Annotated in this window: 17 protein-coding genes; 3 read left to right on the forward strand and 14 right to left on the reverse strand. The window is 37.5% G+C overall.

Going from position 1 to position 19,204, the window contains the following annotated elements; all coding sequences use genetic code 11:
- Window positions 1-104: 104 nt before the first annotated feature.
- The 5 genes from MKX66_RS18090 to MKX66_RS18110 all read right to left on the reverse strand — a co-directional run bounded on the left by MKX66_RS18090 (window position 105) and on the right by MKX66_RS18110 (window position 7,141).
- Entirely contained in the window at window positions 105-875 is a 771-nt protein-coding gene (locus MKX66_RS18090; protein ID WP_002029466.1) for a TSUP family transporter, read from the reverse strand.
- 94 nt (window positions 876-969) lie between these two features.
- A complete protein-coding gene (locus MKX66_RS18095) occupies window positions 970-2,166 on the reverse strand; it encodes a CamS family sex pheromone protein (RefSeq protein ID WP_341086868.1) in 1,197 nt (398 codons plus the stop codon).
- A 16-nt stretch (window positions 2,167-2,182) separates the two neighbouring features.
- Window positions 2,183-4,192, reverse strand: coding sequence for an NAD-dependent DNA ligase LigA (ligA, locus tag MKX66_RS18100; protein WP_002010032.1), 2,010 nt, complete (start codon window positions 4,190-4,192; stop codon window positions 2,183-2,185).
- A gap of 15 nt (window positions 4,193-4,207) precedes the next feature.
- Window positions 4,208-6,439, reverse strand: a complete 2,232-nt coding sequence (gene pcrA, locus MKX66_RS18105) for a DNA helicase PcrA (RefSeq protein ID WP_060748969.1) — start codon at window positions 6,437-6,439, stop codon at window positions 4,208-4,210.
- A gap of 12 nt (window positions 6,440-6,451) precedes the next feature.
- Window positions 6,452-7,141, reverse strand: a complete 690-nt coding sequence (locus MKX66_RS18110; RefSeq protein WP_002029470.1) for a heptaprenylglyceryl phosphate synthase — start codon at window positions 7,139-7,141, stop codon at window positions 6,452-6,454.
- A gap of 325 nt (window positions 7,142-7,466) precedes the next feature.
- On the opposite strand from MKX66_RS18110, the gene MKX66_RS18115 reads away from it, so the two are divergent.
- The 3 genes from MKX66_RS18115 (at window position 7,467) to MKX66_RS18125 (ending at window position 9,096) form a co-directional block, all read left to right on the forward strand.
- Complete coding sequence (locus MKX66_RS18115) at window positions 7,467-7,850, forward strand: YgaP family membrane protein (RefSeq protein WP_002167052.1); 384 nt, start codon at window positions 7,467-7,469, stop codon at window positions 7,848-7,850.
- A gap of 220 nt (window positions 7,851-8,070) precedes the next feature.
- Window positions 8,071-8,916 (forward strand): SPFH domain-containing protein, encoded by an 846-nt coding sequence (locus MKX66_RS18120; protein WP_002063557.1) that lies wholly within the window; start codon window positions 8,071-8,073, stop codon window positions 8,914-8,916.
- A 15-nt stretch (window positions 8,917-8,931) separates the two neighbouring features.
- Complete coding sequence (locus tag MKX66_RS18125) at window positions 8,932-9,096, forward strand: toxin-antitoxin system HicB family antitoxin (RefSeq protein ID WP_001085171.1); 165 nt, start codon at window positions 8,932-8,934, stop codon at window positions 9,094-9,096.
- 37 nt (window positions 9,097-9,133) lie between these two features.
- Here MKX66_RS18125 and purD read toward each other — a convergent pair whose 3' ends face one another.
- The 9 genes from purD to purC all read right to left on the reverse strand — a co-directional run bounded on the left by purD (window position 9,134) and on the right by purC (window position 19,161).
- Complete coding sequence (gene purD, locus MKX66_RS18130; RefSeq protein WP_341086871.1) at window positions 9,134-10,405, reverse strand: phosphoribosylamine--glycine ligase; 1,272 nt, start codon at window positions 10,403-10,405, stop codon at window positions 9,134-9,136.
- A gap of 221 nt (window positions 10,406-10,626) precedes the next feature.
- The gene (gene purH / locus MKX66_RS18135) at window positions 10,627-12,162 is read right to left on the reverse strand and encodes a bifunctional phosphoribosylaminoimidazolecarboxamide formyltransferase/IMP cyclohydrolase (protein WP_341086873.1); all 1,536 of its coding nucleotides are present in this window, start codon (window positions 12,160-12,162) and stop codon (window positions 10,627-10,629) included.
- 24 nt (window positions 12,163-12,186) lie between these two features.
- A complete protein-coding gene (gene purN, locus MKX66_RS18140) occupies window positions 12,187-12,774 on the reverse strand; it encodes a phosphoribosylglycinamide formyltransferase (protein ID WP_326996988.1) in 588 nt (195 codons plus the stop codon).
- Window positions 12,771-13,811, reverse strand: coding sequence for a phosphoribosylformylglycinamidine cyclo-ligase (purM, locus tag MKX66_RS18145; protein WP_002010019.1), 1,041 nt, complete (start codon window positions 13,809-13,811; stop codon window positions 12,771-12,773). The genes purN and purM overlap by 4 nt, the downstream gene beginning before the upstream one ends.
- Window positions 13,812-13,911: 100 nt before the next feature.
- Complete coding sequence (purF, locus tag MKX66_RS18150) at window positions 13,912-15,327, reverse strand: amidophosphoribosyltransferase (RefSeq protein ID WP_002124870.1); 1,416 nt, start codon at window positions 15,325-15,327, stop codon at window positions 13,912-13,914.
- Complete coding sequence (gene purL / locus MKX66_RS18155; RefSeq protein ID WP_326996989.1) at window positions 15,312-17,531, reverse strand: phosphoribosylformylglycinamidine synthase II; 2,220 nt, start codon at window positions 17,529-17,531, stop codon at window positions 15,312-15,314. Before purL ends, purF begins: the two co-directional genes overlap by 16 nt.
- A complete protein-coding gene (purQ, locus tag MKX66_RS18160; RefSeq protein WP_002140189.1) occupies window positions 17,515-18,198 on the reverse strand; it encodes a phosphoribosylformylglycinamidine synthase subunit PurQ in 684 nt (227 codons plus the stop codon). Before purQ ends, purL begins: the two co-directional genes overlap by 17 nt.
- Window positions 18,195-18,449, reverse strand: coding sequence for a phosphoribosylformylglycinamidine synthase subunit PurS (gene purS / locus MKX66_RS18165; RefSeq protein WP_000278823.1), 255 nt, complete (start codon window positions 18,447-18,449; stop codon window positions 18,195-18,197). The genes purQ and purS overlap by 4 nt, the downstream gene beginning before the upstream one ends.
- The gene (gene purC / locus MKX66_RS18170; RefSeq protein WP_002029482.1) at window positions 18,442-19,161 is read right to left on the reverse strand and encodes a phosphoribosylaminoimidazolesuccinocarboxamide synthase; all 720 of its coding nucleotides are present in this window, start codon (window positions 19,159-19,161) and stop codon (window positions 18,442-18,444) included. Before purC ends, purS begins: the two co-directional genes overlap by 8 nt.
- Window positions 19,162-19,204: the final 43 nt, after the last annotated feature.

Below are 19,204 nucleotides of genomic sequence, written 5' to 3' on the forward strand. Positions count from 1 at the left end.
ACACGATAATTTAGATTTATTCAAATATTCCTAGACTTATATTTTAAAAATTAATAAATTTTTAAAATATAATAAAAAAAAGAGATTCATACATACGTATGAATCTACAAAATATGAGTATATTCCAAAACATTTTTCCCGATTAATAAAATAGTAACTAATAAAAATAAAGTCCTTACATATCCAACACCTTTTTGAACCGCAAACTTCGATCCAAAATAAGCACCTAAAATCATTGATAAGCCCATAATTATACCGTATTCAAAATGAATCACATCTAAAAATAAAAAAGTAATTAAAGATACGATATTACTAACGAAGTTCAAAAGTTTTCCAGATGCTGCCGCTTGAATAAAATCCAAACCAATTAATAAAAATGCAAAAATTAAAAAGGATCCTGTCCCTGGTCCAAAAAATCCATCATAAAATCCTATCATTAAAATAACAAAGAAAAACATTAATGTTTTTCCTTTTGTCATCTTTTTATAGGTAGATGCACTTCCCCAATCTTTTTTCGCAATAATATAAATGGCAATAAAAACCAACATTACGAGCACTAGTGGACGCAAAATATCAGGCGGAATAAACTTTACTACTAAAGCCCCTGCGACCGCTCCAATAATAGTTAACGGGATTAACTTTCCTACAATCCGAAAATTCACCTTACCTGATCGAATAAAATAAATTGTGCTCGTAAGCGTCCCCATCGTTGCAGCTAATTTATTCGTTGCGATTGCCGAAGCTGGTGATAAACCAACAAACATAAGTGCAGGAAGCGAAATTAACCCTCCTCCTCCAACAACTGAATCAATAAAAGCAGCTAAAAACCCGAATGCAATTAATAAAATAATGACTTGAAAGCTTAGTTCTTCCATGACTTTGCCCCTTACCCCTTTATTTGTAACATTTAAAATTATAACAAAATTTTTCAAGAAAAAAAGCTGTTCCTTTATGGAACAGCTCTCATCTTTAATCTAAAATTTTCACAAATGGTTCATCTTGCTTCGCTTCACGTATAATAATTGCTTCTGGACGTTCTACAGATTTAATTGTTACTTGTACTTTCATATAATTCGGGAAGTATTCCATAACAAGTCCAGCTACATATTGTGTAAAACCAATTACTTCAGCTTTCCCATTGAATTGGACAGGAATATCGAGCTTCATTTCTCTTAATTCATCATCTCTATACATTCCAGTACCGATAACAGCTGTATAATCGCCTTGGAAATACTCACTTAACTTCGCTTTAAAGTTTGACACCCTTGCAAGGTCTTCACGTTTATTATCCGCTTTTGCCTGTTCTGACGGGAACAAATAATATTTCTCATTGATTGGTTTCCAATCCTCAACCGTTTCACTACCTTTTTCTACCTTAGCATAAGAAACAAAATTCCCTGGTACAAGCGAAGACTTTGGACCTTGACGATAAATCGCAAATGTAACCGGAATATTTTTTATTTCAGGTTTTTTTTGCTGCATTACTTTCAAGATTTCTTGGGCCATCCTTTTCCCTTCAGCTAACATTTTTACATCTGGAATTGCAGCCTCACGCGGATAACCATGCTCTTCCTCATAATATTGAACAGAATTCATCGCTAATCCAACTACAATGCCACCACGTTCAACATCGTTCTCACCTTTTCTTACATAATAATCATGCTCTAAAATATTTGAGATATACATTGGACTTTTTTTATTCTTTACTTCTAGCGATTCTGATCCTTCACTTAAGGCTGGATTCAACCCTACATTCGGAAATTTAACTGCATCTTTTTTCAACTTGTCCTCTAGCTCTTTTTGTTCAGTGTCTGTACGCTTTCTTTTTACAAGCATTTGAACACTTTGAGTATCTAAAACGTCTCCGCCTTTAAAGAAATAATCTTTCGTGCTAAATGATTCTTTGGCAATACGCATTAATCCTGTTTCAAATTCATCTACATCTAGACGACTATTTAAACCTTGCACAACTAAACCACGTGCAGATCCTGCATTAAATGGAACTGTTGTCTTATAATATTCATCCGAAATCGAGTATTTCGGGATAACAGCTTGCTCTTTCGCTTTCCCCGATTTCTCAACTGTTTTTTCATCTTTATTAGAACCAATGCTACACCCACTTACAAGTAGGCTAAGACTTAATACTGCTAACGCTATTTTTTTCATCGTAAGTTTGCACCTCTTACTTATTCAGCTCTTGTAAGAACCTCTCTTCATTCCAAACTTCAACATTGTGCTTCTCTGCTTGCGCTAATTTCGAGCCTGCAGCTTCACCAGCAACAAGTAAATCCGTACTTTTACTAACACTTCCTGTTACTTTTCCACCTAATGCCTCAATTTTCTTCTTCGCTTCACTGCGGCCCATAACTTCTAATTTCCCTGTTAAGACGACAGTTTTTCCTGCGAAGTACGATTCAACATTTTGTAAATCAGCAATTTTTATACCTTTGTATGCCATGTTCACGCCATACTCTTTAAATTGTTGTAATAGCTCTAATACGTCTTCATTATCGAAATACGTTACAACGGATTGAGCCATTTTTTCACCAATCTCATTAATTGTTTTTAATTCTTCTTCCGTCGCTTTCACAAGCTCATCCATCGTTTCGAAATGCTCAGCAAATGTACGTGCCGCTTTCGCACCGACATGACGAATACCAAGACCGAATAATAATCGCTCTAATGAGTTTTCCTTAGAATTCTCAATTGCTTGGACTAAATTTGTTGCTGATTTTTCACCGAAACGTTCTAGTTCTAATAATTGCTCTTTCGTCAATGAATATAAATCAGCAAACGTACGAATATAATCCGCATCAAAGAGTTGTGTAATTACACGTTCTCCAAGTCCATCAATATTCATTGCATTTCTTGAAACGAAATGGATTAATCCTTCACGAATTTGAGCTGGGCAAGTCGGATTTATACATCGAAGTGCTACTTCTTCTTCTAAACGAACAAGTTCACTCTCACATGCTGGACAATGCGTTGGCATATGATATTCTTCTTCCTCACCAGTACGCTTATCAAAGATAACGTTCACAACTTCAGGAATGATATCTCCAGCCTTTTTCACAACAACGTAGTCACCAATTCGAATATCCTTTTCACGAATTAAATCTTCGTTATGTAAAGAAGCACGACGAACGATAGTACCAGCCACTCTAACTGGCTCGAGCTCTGCAGTTGGTGTTACAACTCCTGTGCGGCCGACACTTAATTCAATCCCTGTTAATCTCGTCACAACTTCTTCAGCTGGGAATTTATAAGCTATTGCCCATCTTGGACTCTTTGCTGTAGTTCCTAAGCTTTCTTGAATAGCAACATCGTCTACTTTTATAACGATTCCGTCAATCTCATAATCAAGATGCGGGCGTTTTTCTTGCCACTCTTCTACATAGGCTATTACGTCTTCAATTGTTTCACATGTACGACGATTTGGATTCGTCTTAAATCCAAGCTCACCTAAGAAATCCAGTGATTCACTGTGGGATGGAATTGTTTTTTCTTCTACATTAGCAAGACCATACACAAACATAGATAAGTTACGCTTCGCTGCAATTTTCGGATCAAGTTGGCGTATCGATCCTGCTGCCGCATTACGTGGATTCGCAAATACATCCTCACCATTTTGTTCTTTCTCTTCATTCAATTTAACGAATGAACGCTTCGGCATATAAGCCTCGCCTCGTGCTTCTAACGTTACTTCTTCATTTAAACGCAGCGGGATAGCTTTAATCGTTTTTAAGTTTTGGGTAATATCTTCACCCGTTATACCATCACCACGTGTTGCTCCTTGAATGAAGCGTCCTTTTTCATAATGAAGTGAAACAGCAAGTCCGTCAATTTTTAATTCGCATATATATCTTACATTCGCATCATCAATTCCCTGATGTACTCTTCGATCAAAATCACGCAAATCTCCTTCATTAAACGCGTTTCCTAAACTTAACATTGGTGATTTATGCGTTACCTTTTCAAATATATCAAGAACAGTCCCCCCAACGCGAATGGAGGGAGAGTCTTCACTCATAAACTCTGGGTTCTCTGCTTCTAATTTTATAAGCTCCTGCATATCACGGTCATATTCCGCATCAGAAACAGAAGGATTGTCTAATACGTGATATTGATAGTTAAATGTATTTAACAAATCACGCAATTCTTCTATACGTTTTTTGGCTATCTCTTTTGACATATCCTCAGTCCTTTCCTATTGTTTCGTCACAGGTGCAAATTTTGCTAATAAACGTTTAATACCAATTGGGCTTGGGAACGCAATATCTAATTCTTTTGAATCTCCTTCACCCTTTACACTTACAACTGTACCGACTCCCCACTTCTGGTGAGCAGCTTTATCGCCTATTCCCCAGCCAATTTGCTCGCCACCTGTCGTCTTAACAGCCGGACGCGCGAAAGCTGAACGAGAACGTGTTGTAGTTGCGCTTGTCGTTCTTCCTTTTGCACCAAACGAAGTTTCACGCTTCGGTGCTGTTTCGTTTAATGGTTCTACTAATTCTGCCGGAATTTCTGTAATAAATCGAGATGCTGCATTCATACTTGTTCTACCAAATAAAGTACGCATTTGAGCATTGGATAAGTATAGCTCTTCTTCTGCACGAGTAATACCTACATAGGCAAGACGACGCTCTTCTTGCATTTCATCCTCTTCCATAAGAGAACGAGTATGCGGGAATATCCCTTCCTCTAAGCCAACAATAAAGACAACTGGGAACTCTAATCCTTTTGCAGAGTGCATCGTCATTAAAATAACTTCTTCACCAGCAGTTGGATCTTCATCTACACGATCAATATCCGCAACAAGAGCTAAGTCTGTTAAGAATGCAACAAGGCTCTTATCTTCGCTTTGGGATTCAAATGTTTGTGTAACAGATAAAAACTCGTCTAAGTTTTCTAAACGACCTTCTGCTTCTAAAGAACGCTCATTTTTCAACATATCGCGATAGCCTGTCTTCTCAATAACTTCTTCTACTAATTCTGTAACAGATAAATACTCTTGCATATTTACCCAGTTGTGTAATAAACTTGCGAATTCTTTTACTGCTTTTGTTATTTTTGCACTTACACCAACATGCTCAATCTCATCAAATACAGCAGTTAATGAGATTCCGTTTTGCACACCATAATTAATAATTTTATCGATAGAAGTCGCACCAATCCCGCGCTTTGGCATGTTAATAATACGTGCAAAACTAATCTCATCATCTGGATTCCCAATTAAACGTAAGTACGCCAAAATGTCTTTAATCTCTTTACGATCATAGAACTTAGTACCGCCGACAATTTTGTAAGGGATATTAGATTTTAGGAAAATCTCCTCAATCATACGAGACTGGGCATTTGTACGATATAACACTGCAAAATCAGTATATTTTCGGTTCCCCATTTGAATATCGTCACGAATTTTTTTCGCAACAAAATACGCTTCGTCCTTTTCGGTTGCAGCACGATAATACGAGATTTTGCTTCCAATTTGATTTTCTGTCCATAATTTCTTCGGTTTACGGTTTGAATTTTTTTCAATTACAGCATTAGCTGCATTTAAAATATTTTGTGATGAACGATAGTTTTGTTCTAACAGAATAACTTGTGCATTCTCATAGTCTTTTTCGAATGACAAAATGTTAGAAATGTCAGCCCCGCGCCAGCGGTAAATAGACTGATCCGAATCACCAACAACACAAAGATTTTTAAAACGTGATGCCAAATGTTTAACAAGAAGGTACTGAGCTTTGTTCGTATCTTGATACTCATCAACGTGAATATATTGGAATTTACGCTGATAAAACTCTAGTACTTCTGGAACACGTTCAAATAGCTGAATCGTCGTCATAATTAAATCATCAAAGTCTAATGAGTTATTTTTCAAAAGACGTTTTTGATATTCTGTATATACATCGCTCGTTAATTTTTCATATGGATCAGCGGTTGTAATTTTTTTTGCATATTTATCTGCAGATAACAGTTCATTTTTCGCATTGCTAATACCCGCTAAAATAGAGCGCGGCTCAAACTTCTTCGGGTCAATATTGCGCTCCTTCATAATTTTTTTTACTACAGTTAACTGATCACCTGAATCTAAGATTGTAAAGTTACGATTAATACCAATGCGGTCAATATCACGTCGTAAAATACGTACGCACATAGAGTGGAACGTAGAAATCCAAATATCTTCTGCTTCTGGTCCAACAAGTTTATCAATACGCTCACGCATTTCACGAGCAGCTTTATTTGTAAAGGTAATTGCTAGTACATTCCATGGCGCCACACCTTTTTCACCAAGTAAATATGCAATACGGTGTGTTAACACACGTGTTTTCCCACTACCTGCGCCTGCCATTAATAGAAGTGCTCCATTTGTTGTTTGTACTGCTTTTTGTTGCTGCGGATTTAAACCATTTAATAACTTATCTGTCGTACTCATATGTGCCTGCACCTACTCTCCTTTTACTGCTTTAACTGTTTTTAATGCCGATTTTATATCATCATAAATAATATTTCCAACAACTACTGTATCAGCATACTGTGCCATTTCTTTCGCTTGTTCTGCATTAGAAATACCACCGCCATAATATAGCTTAGCTTGTTTCAATTCTGCTTTTACATTTTTAACAAGCTCAATGTCTCCATACGTCCCGCTATATTCTAAATAGAATATAGGTAAATGTAATAGCTTGTCTGCTAAACGCGCATATGCAATAACATCATCTTCTGTTAAATCACATTTTGCATCTGTAAGCTGGGCTACTTTCGCTTCTGGGTTTAAAACACAATACCCTTCCATGTAAATTTCGTCCCAGTCCATAATATCCCCAAATTCTTTCAATGCCTCATGATGAACACCTGTTACCCATTCTACTTTTCGGCTATTTAAAACACTTGGGATGTAATAAAAATCAAATCCTGGTGTAATTGCCTCCACATCAGAAACCTCTAACACACAAGGCACTGCATATCTACGAATGCTAACTAGCATGTGTAATACGTTATCAATTGTTATACCGTCACTTCCGCCTACAATAACAGCATCCGTTCCAGATTCACAAATCATTTCTAAATGTTCGTCACTTAACTCCTTATTTGGATCAAGCTTAAATACATGTTTCCATTTGGAAATATCGTACATGAAAACACCCTTTCTTTTCTCTAGTTATATAATTTCTGTTCAAAATAACAGTTAATTTTTATCAAGATTTTTTACATTCCTTGCTATATCTTTACCAGACTGGCGTATGCAACGATGAAATGCGACAGCTATCTTTACCGGACTTTTTGAACTTCCTTTTACGCATTCTTTCATTATAACAAAAAAAACTACCTACACACACGCCCAATCCAACATCTTTTTCAACGTCAAATGTTGGATTACATATCAAAAAACTTATACGGAATACTAACAAATGAAATAGTATTTTCTATTTCGAAGTTAATTAAAAAGGAGTGTTTTTCTAATGAAGCAAAACATCGGCACAATTAGTGCTCTAATTCGAATTACACTCGGACTCATCCTCTTCGGTTGTAGTACAGCTAAACTCGTACGTAAACCTTGGTGCACTTGGTCTAAAGTTTTGCTATGGATTGGTGCCATGAAAATTGCGGAGGGGATCGTTCGTTTCTGCCCTATTGTTGAAGCCTGTAAGTTTGGAAAATATATGAATATGAGCGCATTTAAAATGCCTAGCATGAATTTCACTGAAAAAGGACATAATAAAGAAGAAGTTAATTCAGCTTCCAGTCATGACAAGCCAAAGGCAAAGTCAGATGGAAGTTATGACACTTCTGACAAAGAGATTGAGTCAGCGATTGAAGAATTAATCCTGGCAAAACCGCTTTGAATCATTTGTCACGATGCAAGATGCTCTCAAAGGGACTTAGCTGCTGCAGTGGGCAGCTAAGTCTTCTTTATTTTACCACGAAACAGAACGTACATTCTTGTTTTTACCCTTAAAACGTACATAAAAGATATCAAACAATAAAATTCAGAAAATTAGGTGTAACCCTCTTGCATGTAATGATATAAAAGTGATATCATTTTTATATCAAGGAGGCGATCATATGAAAGAAAAACAAGTATTTTATGTTAATGGATTTCTCGGCGTTATTGGAATTTTAGTTTTAGCCGCTATCGGTGTATTTTGCCTTGTACAAGAAATGTTTGTAATAGCTATTTTAGCTCTCATATTAGCATCTGTTTTAGCTACAGGTATCGGTATCGTTCAACCGAATCAAGCGAAAGTTATTACGTTCTTCGGTAGTTATTTAGGAACAATTCGTCAAAATGGTTTATTTTTAACAATTCCATTCGCTTTTCGTCAAACTGTATCTTTACGTGTTGAAAACTTTAACAGTAAGAAATTAAAAGTAAACGATGTTGAGGGCAATCCAATTGAAATTGCAGCCGTTATCGTATATAAAGTTGTTGATTCCGCAAAAGCAATGTTTGGTGTTGAGCATTACGATCGATTCGTAGAAATTCAAAGTGAAACAGCAATCCGCCACGTTGCTACAAAATATCCTTATGATAATTTCCAAGATGAAACTTGCATCACGTTACGAGGAAATACTGAAGAGATCTCTGAAGAATTAAAGCGTGAGTTAGAAGCACGACTTGAAATCGCTGGCGTAGAAGTATTAGAAACTCGTTTAACACATTTAGCTTACGCAACAGAAATTGCCCATGCAATGCTCCAGCGTCAACAAGCAAAAGCAGTATTAGCTGCTAGAAAAGAGATTGTTGAAGGTGCTGTGAAGATGGCGAAAGATTCAATCCATATGTTAGATGAAGAAGGCGTACTGGAACTCGATGACGAGCGTAAAGCAAATATGGTGAACAATTTATTAGTTGCCATCGTTTCAGATAAAGGTGCGCAACCAGTTATTAATACAGGAAGCCTATACTAAAGGTTGTAAGTGATTATGGCCAAAAAGAAAAGCTTTCCATTACGTATTGATCCTGAATTACACGCAGTCATCGAAAAATGGGCGAATGATGAGTTTCGTAGCGTCAATGCACACATCGAGTATTTACTTCGAGAAATGGCAAAGCAAAAAGGGAAATTAAAAAAAGATAAAGATGCATAAAAAATCCCGCTGAGAAATCAGCGGGATTTTTTATACATTAGCTTTTCATCATCTCATGCCCAATTGCACGATATCCTATATCACTTCGGTAAAATAAACCATCACTCTCAATTTTACCGATTTCTTTATATACTTTATCTTTCGCTTCTTGTAAACTATTCGCCTTGCAAGCAACAAATAATACACGGCCACCGTTTGTTACAAAGTCACCATGTTTCATCGCTGTACCCGCATGGAAAACTATTACATCTTGCAGTGCATCTAATCCGTTAATAATTCCACCTTTTTTATACGCTTCTGGATATCCTTTAGAAGCAAGTACAACACCAATAACTGCTTCCTTTGACCATTGTAACGTTAATTCACTTTCATCTAATACAGCGTTACATACATCAACTAAATCATTTTCTAAGCGTGGTAATACAACTTCCGTTTCAGGATCGCCAAAGCGTGCATTGAACTCAATTACCTTTGGACCATCATTCGTTAAAATAAGCCCCGCATATAAAATTCCTGTAAACGAACGATTTTCTTGAATCATCGCTTTAGCAGTTGGATGTAATACTGTTTGAATCGCTTCTTGAACCGCTGATTCCGGAATTTGTGGTACTGGGGAATATGCACCCATTCCGCCTGTATTAGGACCTTTATCAGCATCAAAAGCTCGTTTATGATCTTGAGCAATTACCATTGGATGCACAGTTGTTCCATTTACAAATGCCATTAATGAAAATTCTTGTCCATCTAAAAACTCTTCAATAACGACCTTCTTGCTTGCTGCGCCGAATTTCACATCTTGTAGCATTTCTTTCACAGCTTGTAATGCCTCTTCAAGCGTCATTGCTACTGTTACACCTTTACCAGCAGCTAACCCATCTGCCTTAATTACGATCGGTGCACCAACTTTCTGAATGTACTTTACTGCCTCTTCATAGTCTGTAAAAGTTTCATATGCCGCAGTTGGAATATCATACTTTTTCATCAATTCTTTTGTAAAAGCTTTACTACCTTCAATAACCGCAGCCGCTTTATTAGGTCCAAATACACGAAGTCCCTCTTCCTTAAAGCGATCAACGATTCCATTCATAAGTGGAATTTCTGGTCCAACGAAAGTTAAGCCTACATTGTTTTCTTTTGCGAATAAGACTAATGCATCAAAATCATTCTCATCAATATCAACTGGTGTTGCAACATCTCGCATACCTTCATTACCTGGCGCTACATATACTTTTTCTACCTTTTCAGATTGTGCAAATTTCCAAGCTAAAGCATGCTCACGTCCACCACGGCCGATTACTAAAACATTCATATTTCATCCCCCAATAATTAAATAAGTACAAACTAGAAGCTATGCTCCTAGTTTGTTTTCATATCAATAAAAGTTTAAAAAGGAGGATCAAGAGAACCGAGCAGGTCAAGGCGCATTTGCCAGGAGGACACGGAGTGTAGCTTTCCTAAATGAGTACCGCACTGGCATTGCAACGACGACATGGGACAGTTATCTTGACCGGACTTTTTTAACATCCTCTATTAGTGTTTGAAATGACGTACGCCAGTGAACACCATAGTAATCCCATACGCATCTGCCATTTTAATAGAATCTTCATCACGAATCGATCCGCCTGGTTGGATGATTGCTGTAATTCCAGCTTTTGCTGCTTCTTCTACTGTATCTGGCATTGGGAAGAAAGCATCAGATGCAAGTGCGCTACCTTGTGCTTTTTCGCCAGCTTGTGTAATTGCGATTTTTGCAGAACCTACACGGTTCATCTGTCCCGCACCTACACCAACTGTCATGTTATCATTCGCTAAAACAATTGCATTTGATTTCACATGTTTTACAACTTTCCAAGCTAGTTTTAAATCTTTCCACTCTTGCTCTGATGGTTCACGTTTCGTTGGAATTGAAATTGTACTTTCATCTAATGATAACGTATCTTCCTCTTGAACAAGAAGTCCACCTTGTACAGAAGTTAGCTTTTTACTTGCGCTTGTTGCTTTTTCAATATTTACAGTTAGTAAACGTAAATTTTTCTTACTTTGCAATACTTCTAAAGCTTCTTGTGAGAAAGAAGGTGCGATAACAATTTCTAAGAAAATTTCGTGTAACTTTTCTGCTGTAGCTTTATCAATTTCACGATTCGCTGCAATAATGCCTCCGAAGATTGATACTGGATCTGCTTCATAAGCGCGTGTGTATGCTTCATGAATATCCGTACCCACTCCAACACCACATGGATTCATATGTTTTACCGCTACTACTGCTGGTTCTGTAAATTCTTTTACGATACTAAGCGCTGCATCTGCATCGTTAATATTGTTATAAGATAATTCTTTACCGTGTAATTGTTCTGCATATGCAACAGAAGAAGTTGCAGCAAATGGTGCTTTATAGAATGTCGCTTTTTGATGCGGATTTTCTCCATAGCGTAAATCTTGTTTTTTCTCAAATGTCACCGTTAACGTTTCTGGGCTTTCTTCGCCCATTTGCTTTGTTAAGTAGTTAGAAATTAACGCATCATATGCCGCTGTATGACGGAATACTTTCGCTGCTAATTTACGTTTCGTTTCCTCTGTTACTTCACCGTTCTCTTTCAGTTCTGCTAATACAACATCATAATCTACTGGATCTACAACTACCGATACAAATTTATGATTTTTCGCAGCAGAGCGAATCATTGTTGGGCCACCGATATCAATATTTTCAATTGCATCAGCAAATGTTACATCAGGCTTAGCGATTGTTTCTTTAAATGGGTATAAGTTAACAACAACAAAGTCAATTGGCTCCATACCTAATTCATTCATTTGCGCTATATGCATTTCATTATCACGAACTGCTAATAGACCACCATGAATATTTGGATGTAATGTTTTTACACGACCATCCATAATTTCTGGGAAACCAGTTACTTCAGAAATACCAATTACTTGTAAACCATTTTCTTCTAGTAATTTTTTCGTACCACCTGTTGAAATAACTTCAATCCCTTGTTCTAGTAAACCTTTAACAAATTCTACTACTCCTGTTTTATCTGAAACACTTACTAATGCACGCTTTTTCATTTATCCTTCACCCCTGGTTGTATGTTAGTTAACAGTTGTTTCTTTCGCAGACTGAACAATTTGATTCACTGTATTTACGTATAATTTATGTTCAACTTGTTGAATTTTCTTTTGTAAGCTTTCTCTCGTATCCCCTTCAGAAACAACTACTGCTTCTTGCGCAATAATTGGACCTGTATCCATACCTGCATCTACATAATGAATTGTTACTCCAGTTACTTTCACACCTGCTTCTAACGCTTGACCGACAGCATCTTTCCCTGGAAAACTCGGTAGTATTGATGGATGAATATTAATAATTTTCCCGCCGTACGCTTCTAGTAAAGTCGTTCCAATTAAACGCATATATCCAGCTAAAATAACATAATCAATTTCATACTCTTCTAGCTTTTTTAATATCTCTTTTTCAAATGCTTCTTTTGACTCATATGCTTTCGCTGAAAAGGAAAAACACGGAATATGGTGATAGTGTGCCCGTCCAATAGCGCGTGCCTCTGGTTTATCACATACTAATAAACTAATATCTGCATCCAATATTTTGTCTTCTACCGCATTAATGAGAGATTGAAAGTTAGAGCCGCTCCCAGAAGCAAAAACTGCTAATCTACTCATACTTCTGTTCCCTCAATAAAGGTAACACCAGACCCTTGTACAGTGTGTCCAATAATATGAGCTTTCTCGCCTTGTTCCTCAAGAAGACGAACAATATCTTTTGCCTCTTCTTCCTTTACTGCTACTACCATACCAATACCCATGTTAAAAATATTGAACATTTCTTTCTCTTCTAGTTTTCCAACTTCTTGAAGTAAACTAAAAATCGGTTGAACTTGCCAAGATCCTAATTCAATTTCCGCACCGATTCCTTCTGGCAACATACGTGGAATATTTTCAATGAATCCACCACCTGTAATATGTGCCATACCGTATACTTCATGTTTCTTCAATAGTTCTAAAATAGGTTTGACATAAATTTTCGTTGGTTTTAATAATTCTTCACCAAGAGGTAGTTCTAAGCGTCCGTAAATACGATCTAAAGATAGTTCTCCATCTTCTAGTAGCACTTTTCTTACTAAAGAATAACCGTTACTATGAATACCGCTAGATGCTAAGCCAATTAATACGTGACCAGCTTCAATTTTTTCACCTGTTACAATTTTCTTTTTATCAACAATTCCAACTGTAAAACCAGCTAAATCGTATTCTTCCGTAGAATACATTCCTGGCATTTCAGCTGTTTCTCCACCAATTAATGCACAACCAGCTTGGCGACAGCCCTCTGATATACCTTTGACGATGTTTTCAATTTTACTAGGTTCAGCTTTACCACAAGCAATATAATCAAGGAAGAAAAGCGGCTCTGCTCCTTGGACAACAATATCATTTACACACATTGCTACTGCATCAATACCAATTGTGTCATGTTTATCTGCCATAAAAGCGAGCATCAATTTCGTTCCCACGCCATCTGTTCCAGATACTAATACAGGTTCTTCTAATGCAAATTTTGATAGATCAAACATACCTCCAAAACCGCCTAAACCGCCTAGCACTTCTTTTCTCATTGTTGTTTGTACGTGTTTTTTCATGCGAGATACCGCTTCATATCCAGCTTCAATATCTACTCCTGCTTGCTTATATGCATTCGCCATCGTTATTTACACCTCGTCTTTTAATTTCTCCCCATCCAGGGCGGCCGTTTTAAGAAAGAAGCTAGCTTCTACATCAAAAGAAGTAGAAGCTTTTTTCTTCTTATTTCATACTTTCTAAAAGCTCTTGCTCATAATCATAAAGAGCTGTTGGATAGTCTCCATTGAAGTAAGCCATACATAGACCACCGTATTTTCCTTCATATGGGCGTCCAATTGCATCTACTAATCCATCTTCACTTAAAAATGTTAGTGAATCTGCTCCGATGATTTGACGGATTTCTTCTATTGAATTATTTGCTGCGATTAATTCTTTTCTCGTTTGAATATCAATGCCATAGAAGCATGGATACTTAAGAGGTGGTGAAGCAATTCTTACATGGACTTCTGTCGCTCCAGCCTCGCGAAGCATACGAACAATTCGTTTACTTGTCGTTCCTCTTACGATAGAATCGTCAATCATAACAACTCGTTTTCCTTCAACTACGCCTCTTACTGCTGAAAGCTTCATCTTAACCCCTTGCTCACGCAGTTCTTGAGAAGGTTGAATAAACGTACGTCCAACGTAACGATTTTTAATTAACCCTAACTCATACGGAATCCCTGTCGCCTCCGCATAACCAATTGCTGCTGAAATACTAGAGTCTGGTACACCAGTAACAACATCAGCTTCAATAGGAGCTTCCGCCGCTAAACGTTTCCCCATGTTTTTACGTGCTGCATGAACATTAATACCAGCTATATTAGAATCTGGACGTGCAAAGTAAATGTATTCCATACTGCAAATCGCGTGGTCTACTTCATTTGTAAAACGATCTACGTGAATTCCTTCATCATTGATAATAAGCAATTCACCAGGTTCTACATCACGAATGTATGTTGCACCAACTACATCGAAAGCACATGTTTCCGATGCTACAACGTAAGCATCCCCCATCTTTCCAATTGAAAGAGGACGGAATCCATTTGGATCTAGCGCAACGATCATTTCATTTCCAGTTAGTAAAAGATATGCAAACGCACCTTTCACTTTATTTAGAGCCTCTTTTACACTATCAATTAAAGAATCTTTTGTACTACGCTTAATGAGGTGTAAAAGTACTTCTGTATCTGAACTTGTTTGAAAAATACTTCCCTCTGCCTCTAATTCACGACGAAGCATTTTTGCATTAATTAAATTTCCGTTATGAGCTAACGCCATGCTATGATCGGAAAAACGGAATAATAATGGTTGAACGTTAGCAACTTCACTTCCACCAGCTGTTGCATATCGTACGTGTCCAATTGCTGATTTCCCGTTTAATCCCTCTAGCTCACCTCTTGAAAACACTTCTGATATTAAACCTAACCCCTTGTGACCGATGATTTTTTCCCCATTATTTACAACAATGCCTGCGCCCTCTTGCCCACGGTGCTGCAAACTGTGCAATCCGTAGTACGAAACTTGTGCTGCATTTTCATGCCCCCAAATTCCAAAAACGCCACATTCTTCATTTAACCCCTTTATTTCAGCAAGCATGGGATTGCCCCTTTCCAAGCCTTTCTCATTTCATCTACATTTGCTGTAAGTAATACTTCATTTTCTTCATTATGAATTGTTACTTCATTTGTATTTGTCACTTCTCCAACTTGAATTGCTTCAACCACTTTCTCAAATGCTTCTTTATTTTCACGTTTTACGGTTATAACGAAGCGCGATTGTGATTCTGCAAATAATACTGCTGTTGCTTCTCCGTCTAATTTCACAGTAGCACCTAAACCGTTAGCACCAATTGCACTTTCAGTAATTGCAACTGCTAAACCACCTTCTGCAACATCATGTGCAGATTGAACAAGGCCAGCTTGAATTGCTGCTAGTACTTGTTTTTGGCGTTTTGATTCTACATCTAGATCGATGCTTGGTGATTGACCGAAAATTTTTCCGTAGATCATTTTCTGTAATTCACTTCCACCAAACTCAGCTTTCGTCTCTCCAATTACATAAACTAAATCGCCAGCTTGTTTAAATTCTTGTGTTGTTACGTGTTTTAAATCGTGTACAAGTCCAACCATCCCAACAGTTGGTGTTGGATATACAGCTTCACCACTACGCTCGTTATACATTGATACATTCCCGCCGATAACTGGCGTTTGTAACTTGCGGCAAGCTTCACTCATACCGTCTACTGATTTCTCAATTTGCCAGAAGATCTCTGGTTTTTCTGGATTACCGAAGTTTAAGCAATCTGTAATTGCAAGTGGCTCCCCGCCAGAACATACGATATTACGTGCTGCCTCTGCTACTGCAATTTTACCGCCCACTTCTGGATCTAAATAAATGTAGCGAGAGTTACAATCTGTCGTCATTGCTAATCCTTTTTCTGTGCCGCGTACACGTATAACCGCTGCATCTGAACCTGGTGTAACGATTGTGCTAGTGCGCACTTGATAATCATATTGATCATATACCCACTCTTTACTTGCAATCGTTGGTTGTTGTAATAGAGCTAATAACGTTTCTTTATAATCTTCTACTTTTGGTGTTTCCATTTTCATCTGCTGAAACTCAGCAAAGTATGCTGCTTCTTTTGACGGTTTATGATAAATTGGTGCTTCTTCTGCAAGAGCATCCGCTGGTACTTCAGCTACCATTTCATCTTTATGGAATAATCGAAGCATTTTATCTTCAGTTACTTTCCCCATCGTAACTGCTGCAAGACCATACTTCTCAAATAAATCTACTATTTCTTGCTCTCTACCTTTTTTCACAACGATTAACATACGCTCTTGTGATTCAGATAACATCATTTCATATGGAGTCATTCCAGTTTCACGCTGCGGTACATCATCTAAGTACATTTCAATACCCATACCTGCTTTACTTGCCATTTCTGCAGAAGATGATGTTAAACCAGCAGCTCCCATATCTTGAATTCCAACAAGTGCATCAGACTGAATAAGTTCTAAACATGCTTCAATAAGAAGTTTCTCCATAAATGGATCCCCTACTTGAACTGCCGGACGCTTCGCTTCTGAGCTTTCAGATAACTCTTCAGATGCGAATGTTGCACCGTGAATACCATCACGACCAGTTGATGCTCCTACGTACATTACTGTATTACCAGCACCATGTGCTTGCCCTTTTTTTATATCTTCATGATTAATTAGACCTACACACATTGCATTTACAAGTGGATTTCCTTCATAACATGGATCAAACTGTACTTCGCCGCCAACAGTAGGAATACCAATGCAGTTACCGTATCCTGCGATTCCTGCTACTACTTCTTCGAATAAATATTTCACACGTGGTGATTGTAATTCACCGAAGCGAAGTGAGTTTAATAGAGCTACCGGACGTGCTCCCATAGAGAATACATCGCGAATAATACCACCGACACCTGTCGCTGCCCCTTGATATGGCTCAATTGCAGAAGGATGGTTATGACTTTCCATTTTAAATACAACCGCTTGATTATCACCGATATCTACAATTCCAGCGCCTTCTCCAGGTCCTTGTAAGACACGCTCACCTGTCGTTGGAAACTTACGAAGAACTGGCTTTGAATTTTTATAACTACAATGTTCAGACCACATAACAGAGAATAGTCCCGTTTCTGTATAATTCGGCAAACGGCCTAAAATCTTTTCAACCATGGCAAACTCTTCGTCTGTTAGCCCCATTTCCGCATATATACGCTCTTCTTTAATTTGTGTTGGATTTGGCTCAAGCATTAACGACATATGTTTCCCTCCACTGTTTTAAGATAGATTGAAAGACTTTTAACCCTTCAGCACCGCCAAGTAATTCATCTACAGCACGCTCTGGGTGTGGCATCATACCAAGAACATTTCCTTTTTCATTTACAATACCTGCAATATCTGAAACGCTTCCATTCGGATTTTCTACGTAACGGAATGCGATTTGATTATTCTCTTCTAATTGTTTAAGAGTTGCTTCATCACAATAGTAATTCCCCTCACCATGTGCAATTGGAATATTGATTACTTCATTTTTTTCATATTGTGATGTAAACATAGTTTCATTATTTTCAACACGTAACTGAACCGTACGGCACATAAACTTTAAGTTTTCGTTTCTCATTAATGCTCCTGGTAGTAATCCTGATTCAACAAGAATCTGGAATCCATTACACACTCCTAAAATTGGCTTTCCTTGCTCAGCAGCTTTTTGCACTGCTTTCATTGCGTTAGCAAAGCGAGAGATAGCACCACAACGTAAATAGTCACCGTAAGAGAATCCACCTGGTAGTAAAATTGCATCATATTCATCTAAATTCTCTCTATCGTGCCAAACGTAATCTACTTCTTCACCAAGCTCATCTTTAATTGCATGGAACATATCGACATCACAGTTCGAACCTGGGAATACTATGACTGCAAATTTCACTGTGCGACAACCTCCTCAACTTCATAACGGAAGTCTTCCATTACAACGTTTGCTAATAATTTTTCACACATTTCTTTTACCTTGCTATCCAGATCAGATACTGATTTATCAATTGTTAATTCCATATATTTTCCGATTCGAACGTCTTGTACTTCTGTAAATGAAAGACTATGAAGTGCTCCCTTTACCGCAGTTCCTTGTGGATCTAATACACTTTCTCTTAACGTTACATATACCTTAACTTTATACATGTGAAGCTCCCCCTAAACGTTTTAAAATTTCTTCATATGCTTCTGTTAAATTCCCAAGATCACGACGGAATACATCTTTATCAAATTTTTCATTGCTCGTTTCATCCCATAAACGGCAAGTATCTGGTGAAATTTCATCTGCTAATATGATTTCCCCTTCTTCTGTTACGCCAAACTCTAATTTAAAATCTACTAATCTTACACGACAGCTTGCGAAATGCTCAATCATCACTTGATTGATTTGTAGAGCTGCATCTCGTAATACGCTTACTTGCTCTGGTGTTGCAACATTTAACAAACGAATATGATCTTCCGTTACAAGTGGATCTCCTAAATCATCATCTTTGTAGTAAAATTCTACGATTGGTGTTGTAAGAGCAGTTCCTTCTTCCATTCCTAGTCTTTTTGAAAGACTACCTGCAATTACGTTTCTTGTGACAACTTCTAATGGAATAATACTCACCTTTTTGACAAGTTGTTCTGTATCAGATAACTTCTCCACAAAGTGTGTTTTAATTCCAACTTCTTGTAACTTTCTGAACAATAAAGTTGTAATCTCATTGTTCAAACGACCTTTTCCTGTAATTGTCGCTTTTTTCTCCCCATTGAAAGCAGTCGCACTATCTTTGTACTCTACCCAAACCATATCTGCTGCTTCTGTACGATAAATTCTTTTTGCCTTACCTTCATACAGCAATTCTAGCTTTTGCATTTCGCAAGCCCCCTGTAGTTTGAAAAATGTGAATAATATTTTT

It is taken from the genome of Bacillus sp. FSL R9-9530, assembly GCF_038008145.1.
Classification (GTDB): Bacteria; Bacillota; Bacilli; order Bacillales; family Bacillaceae_G; genus Bacillus_A; species Bacillus_A mycoides.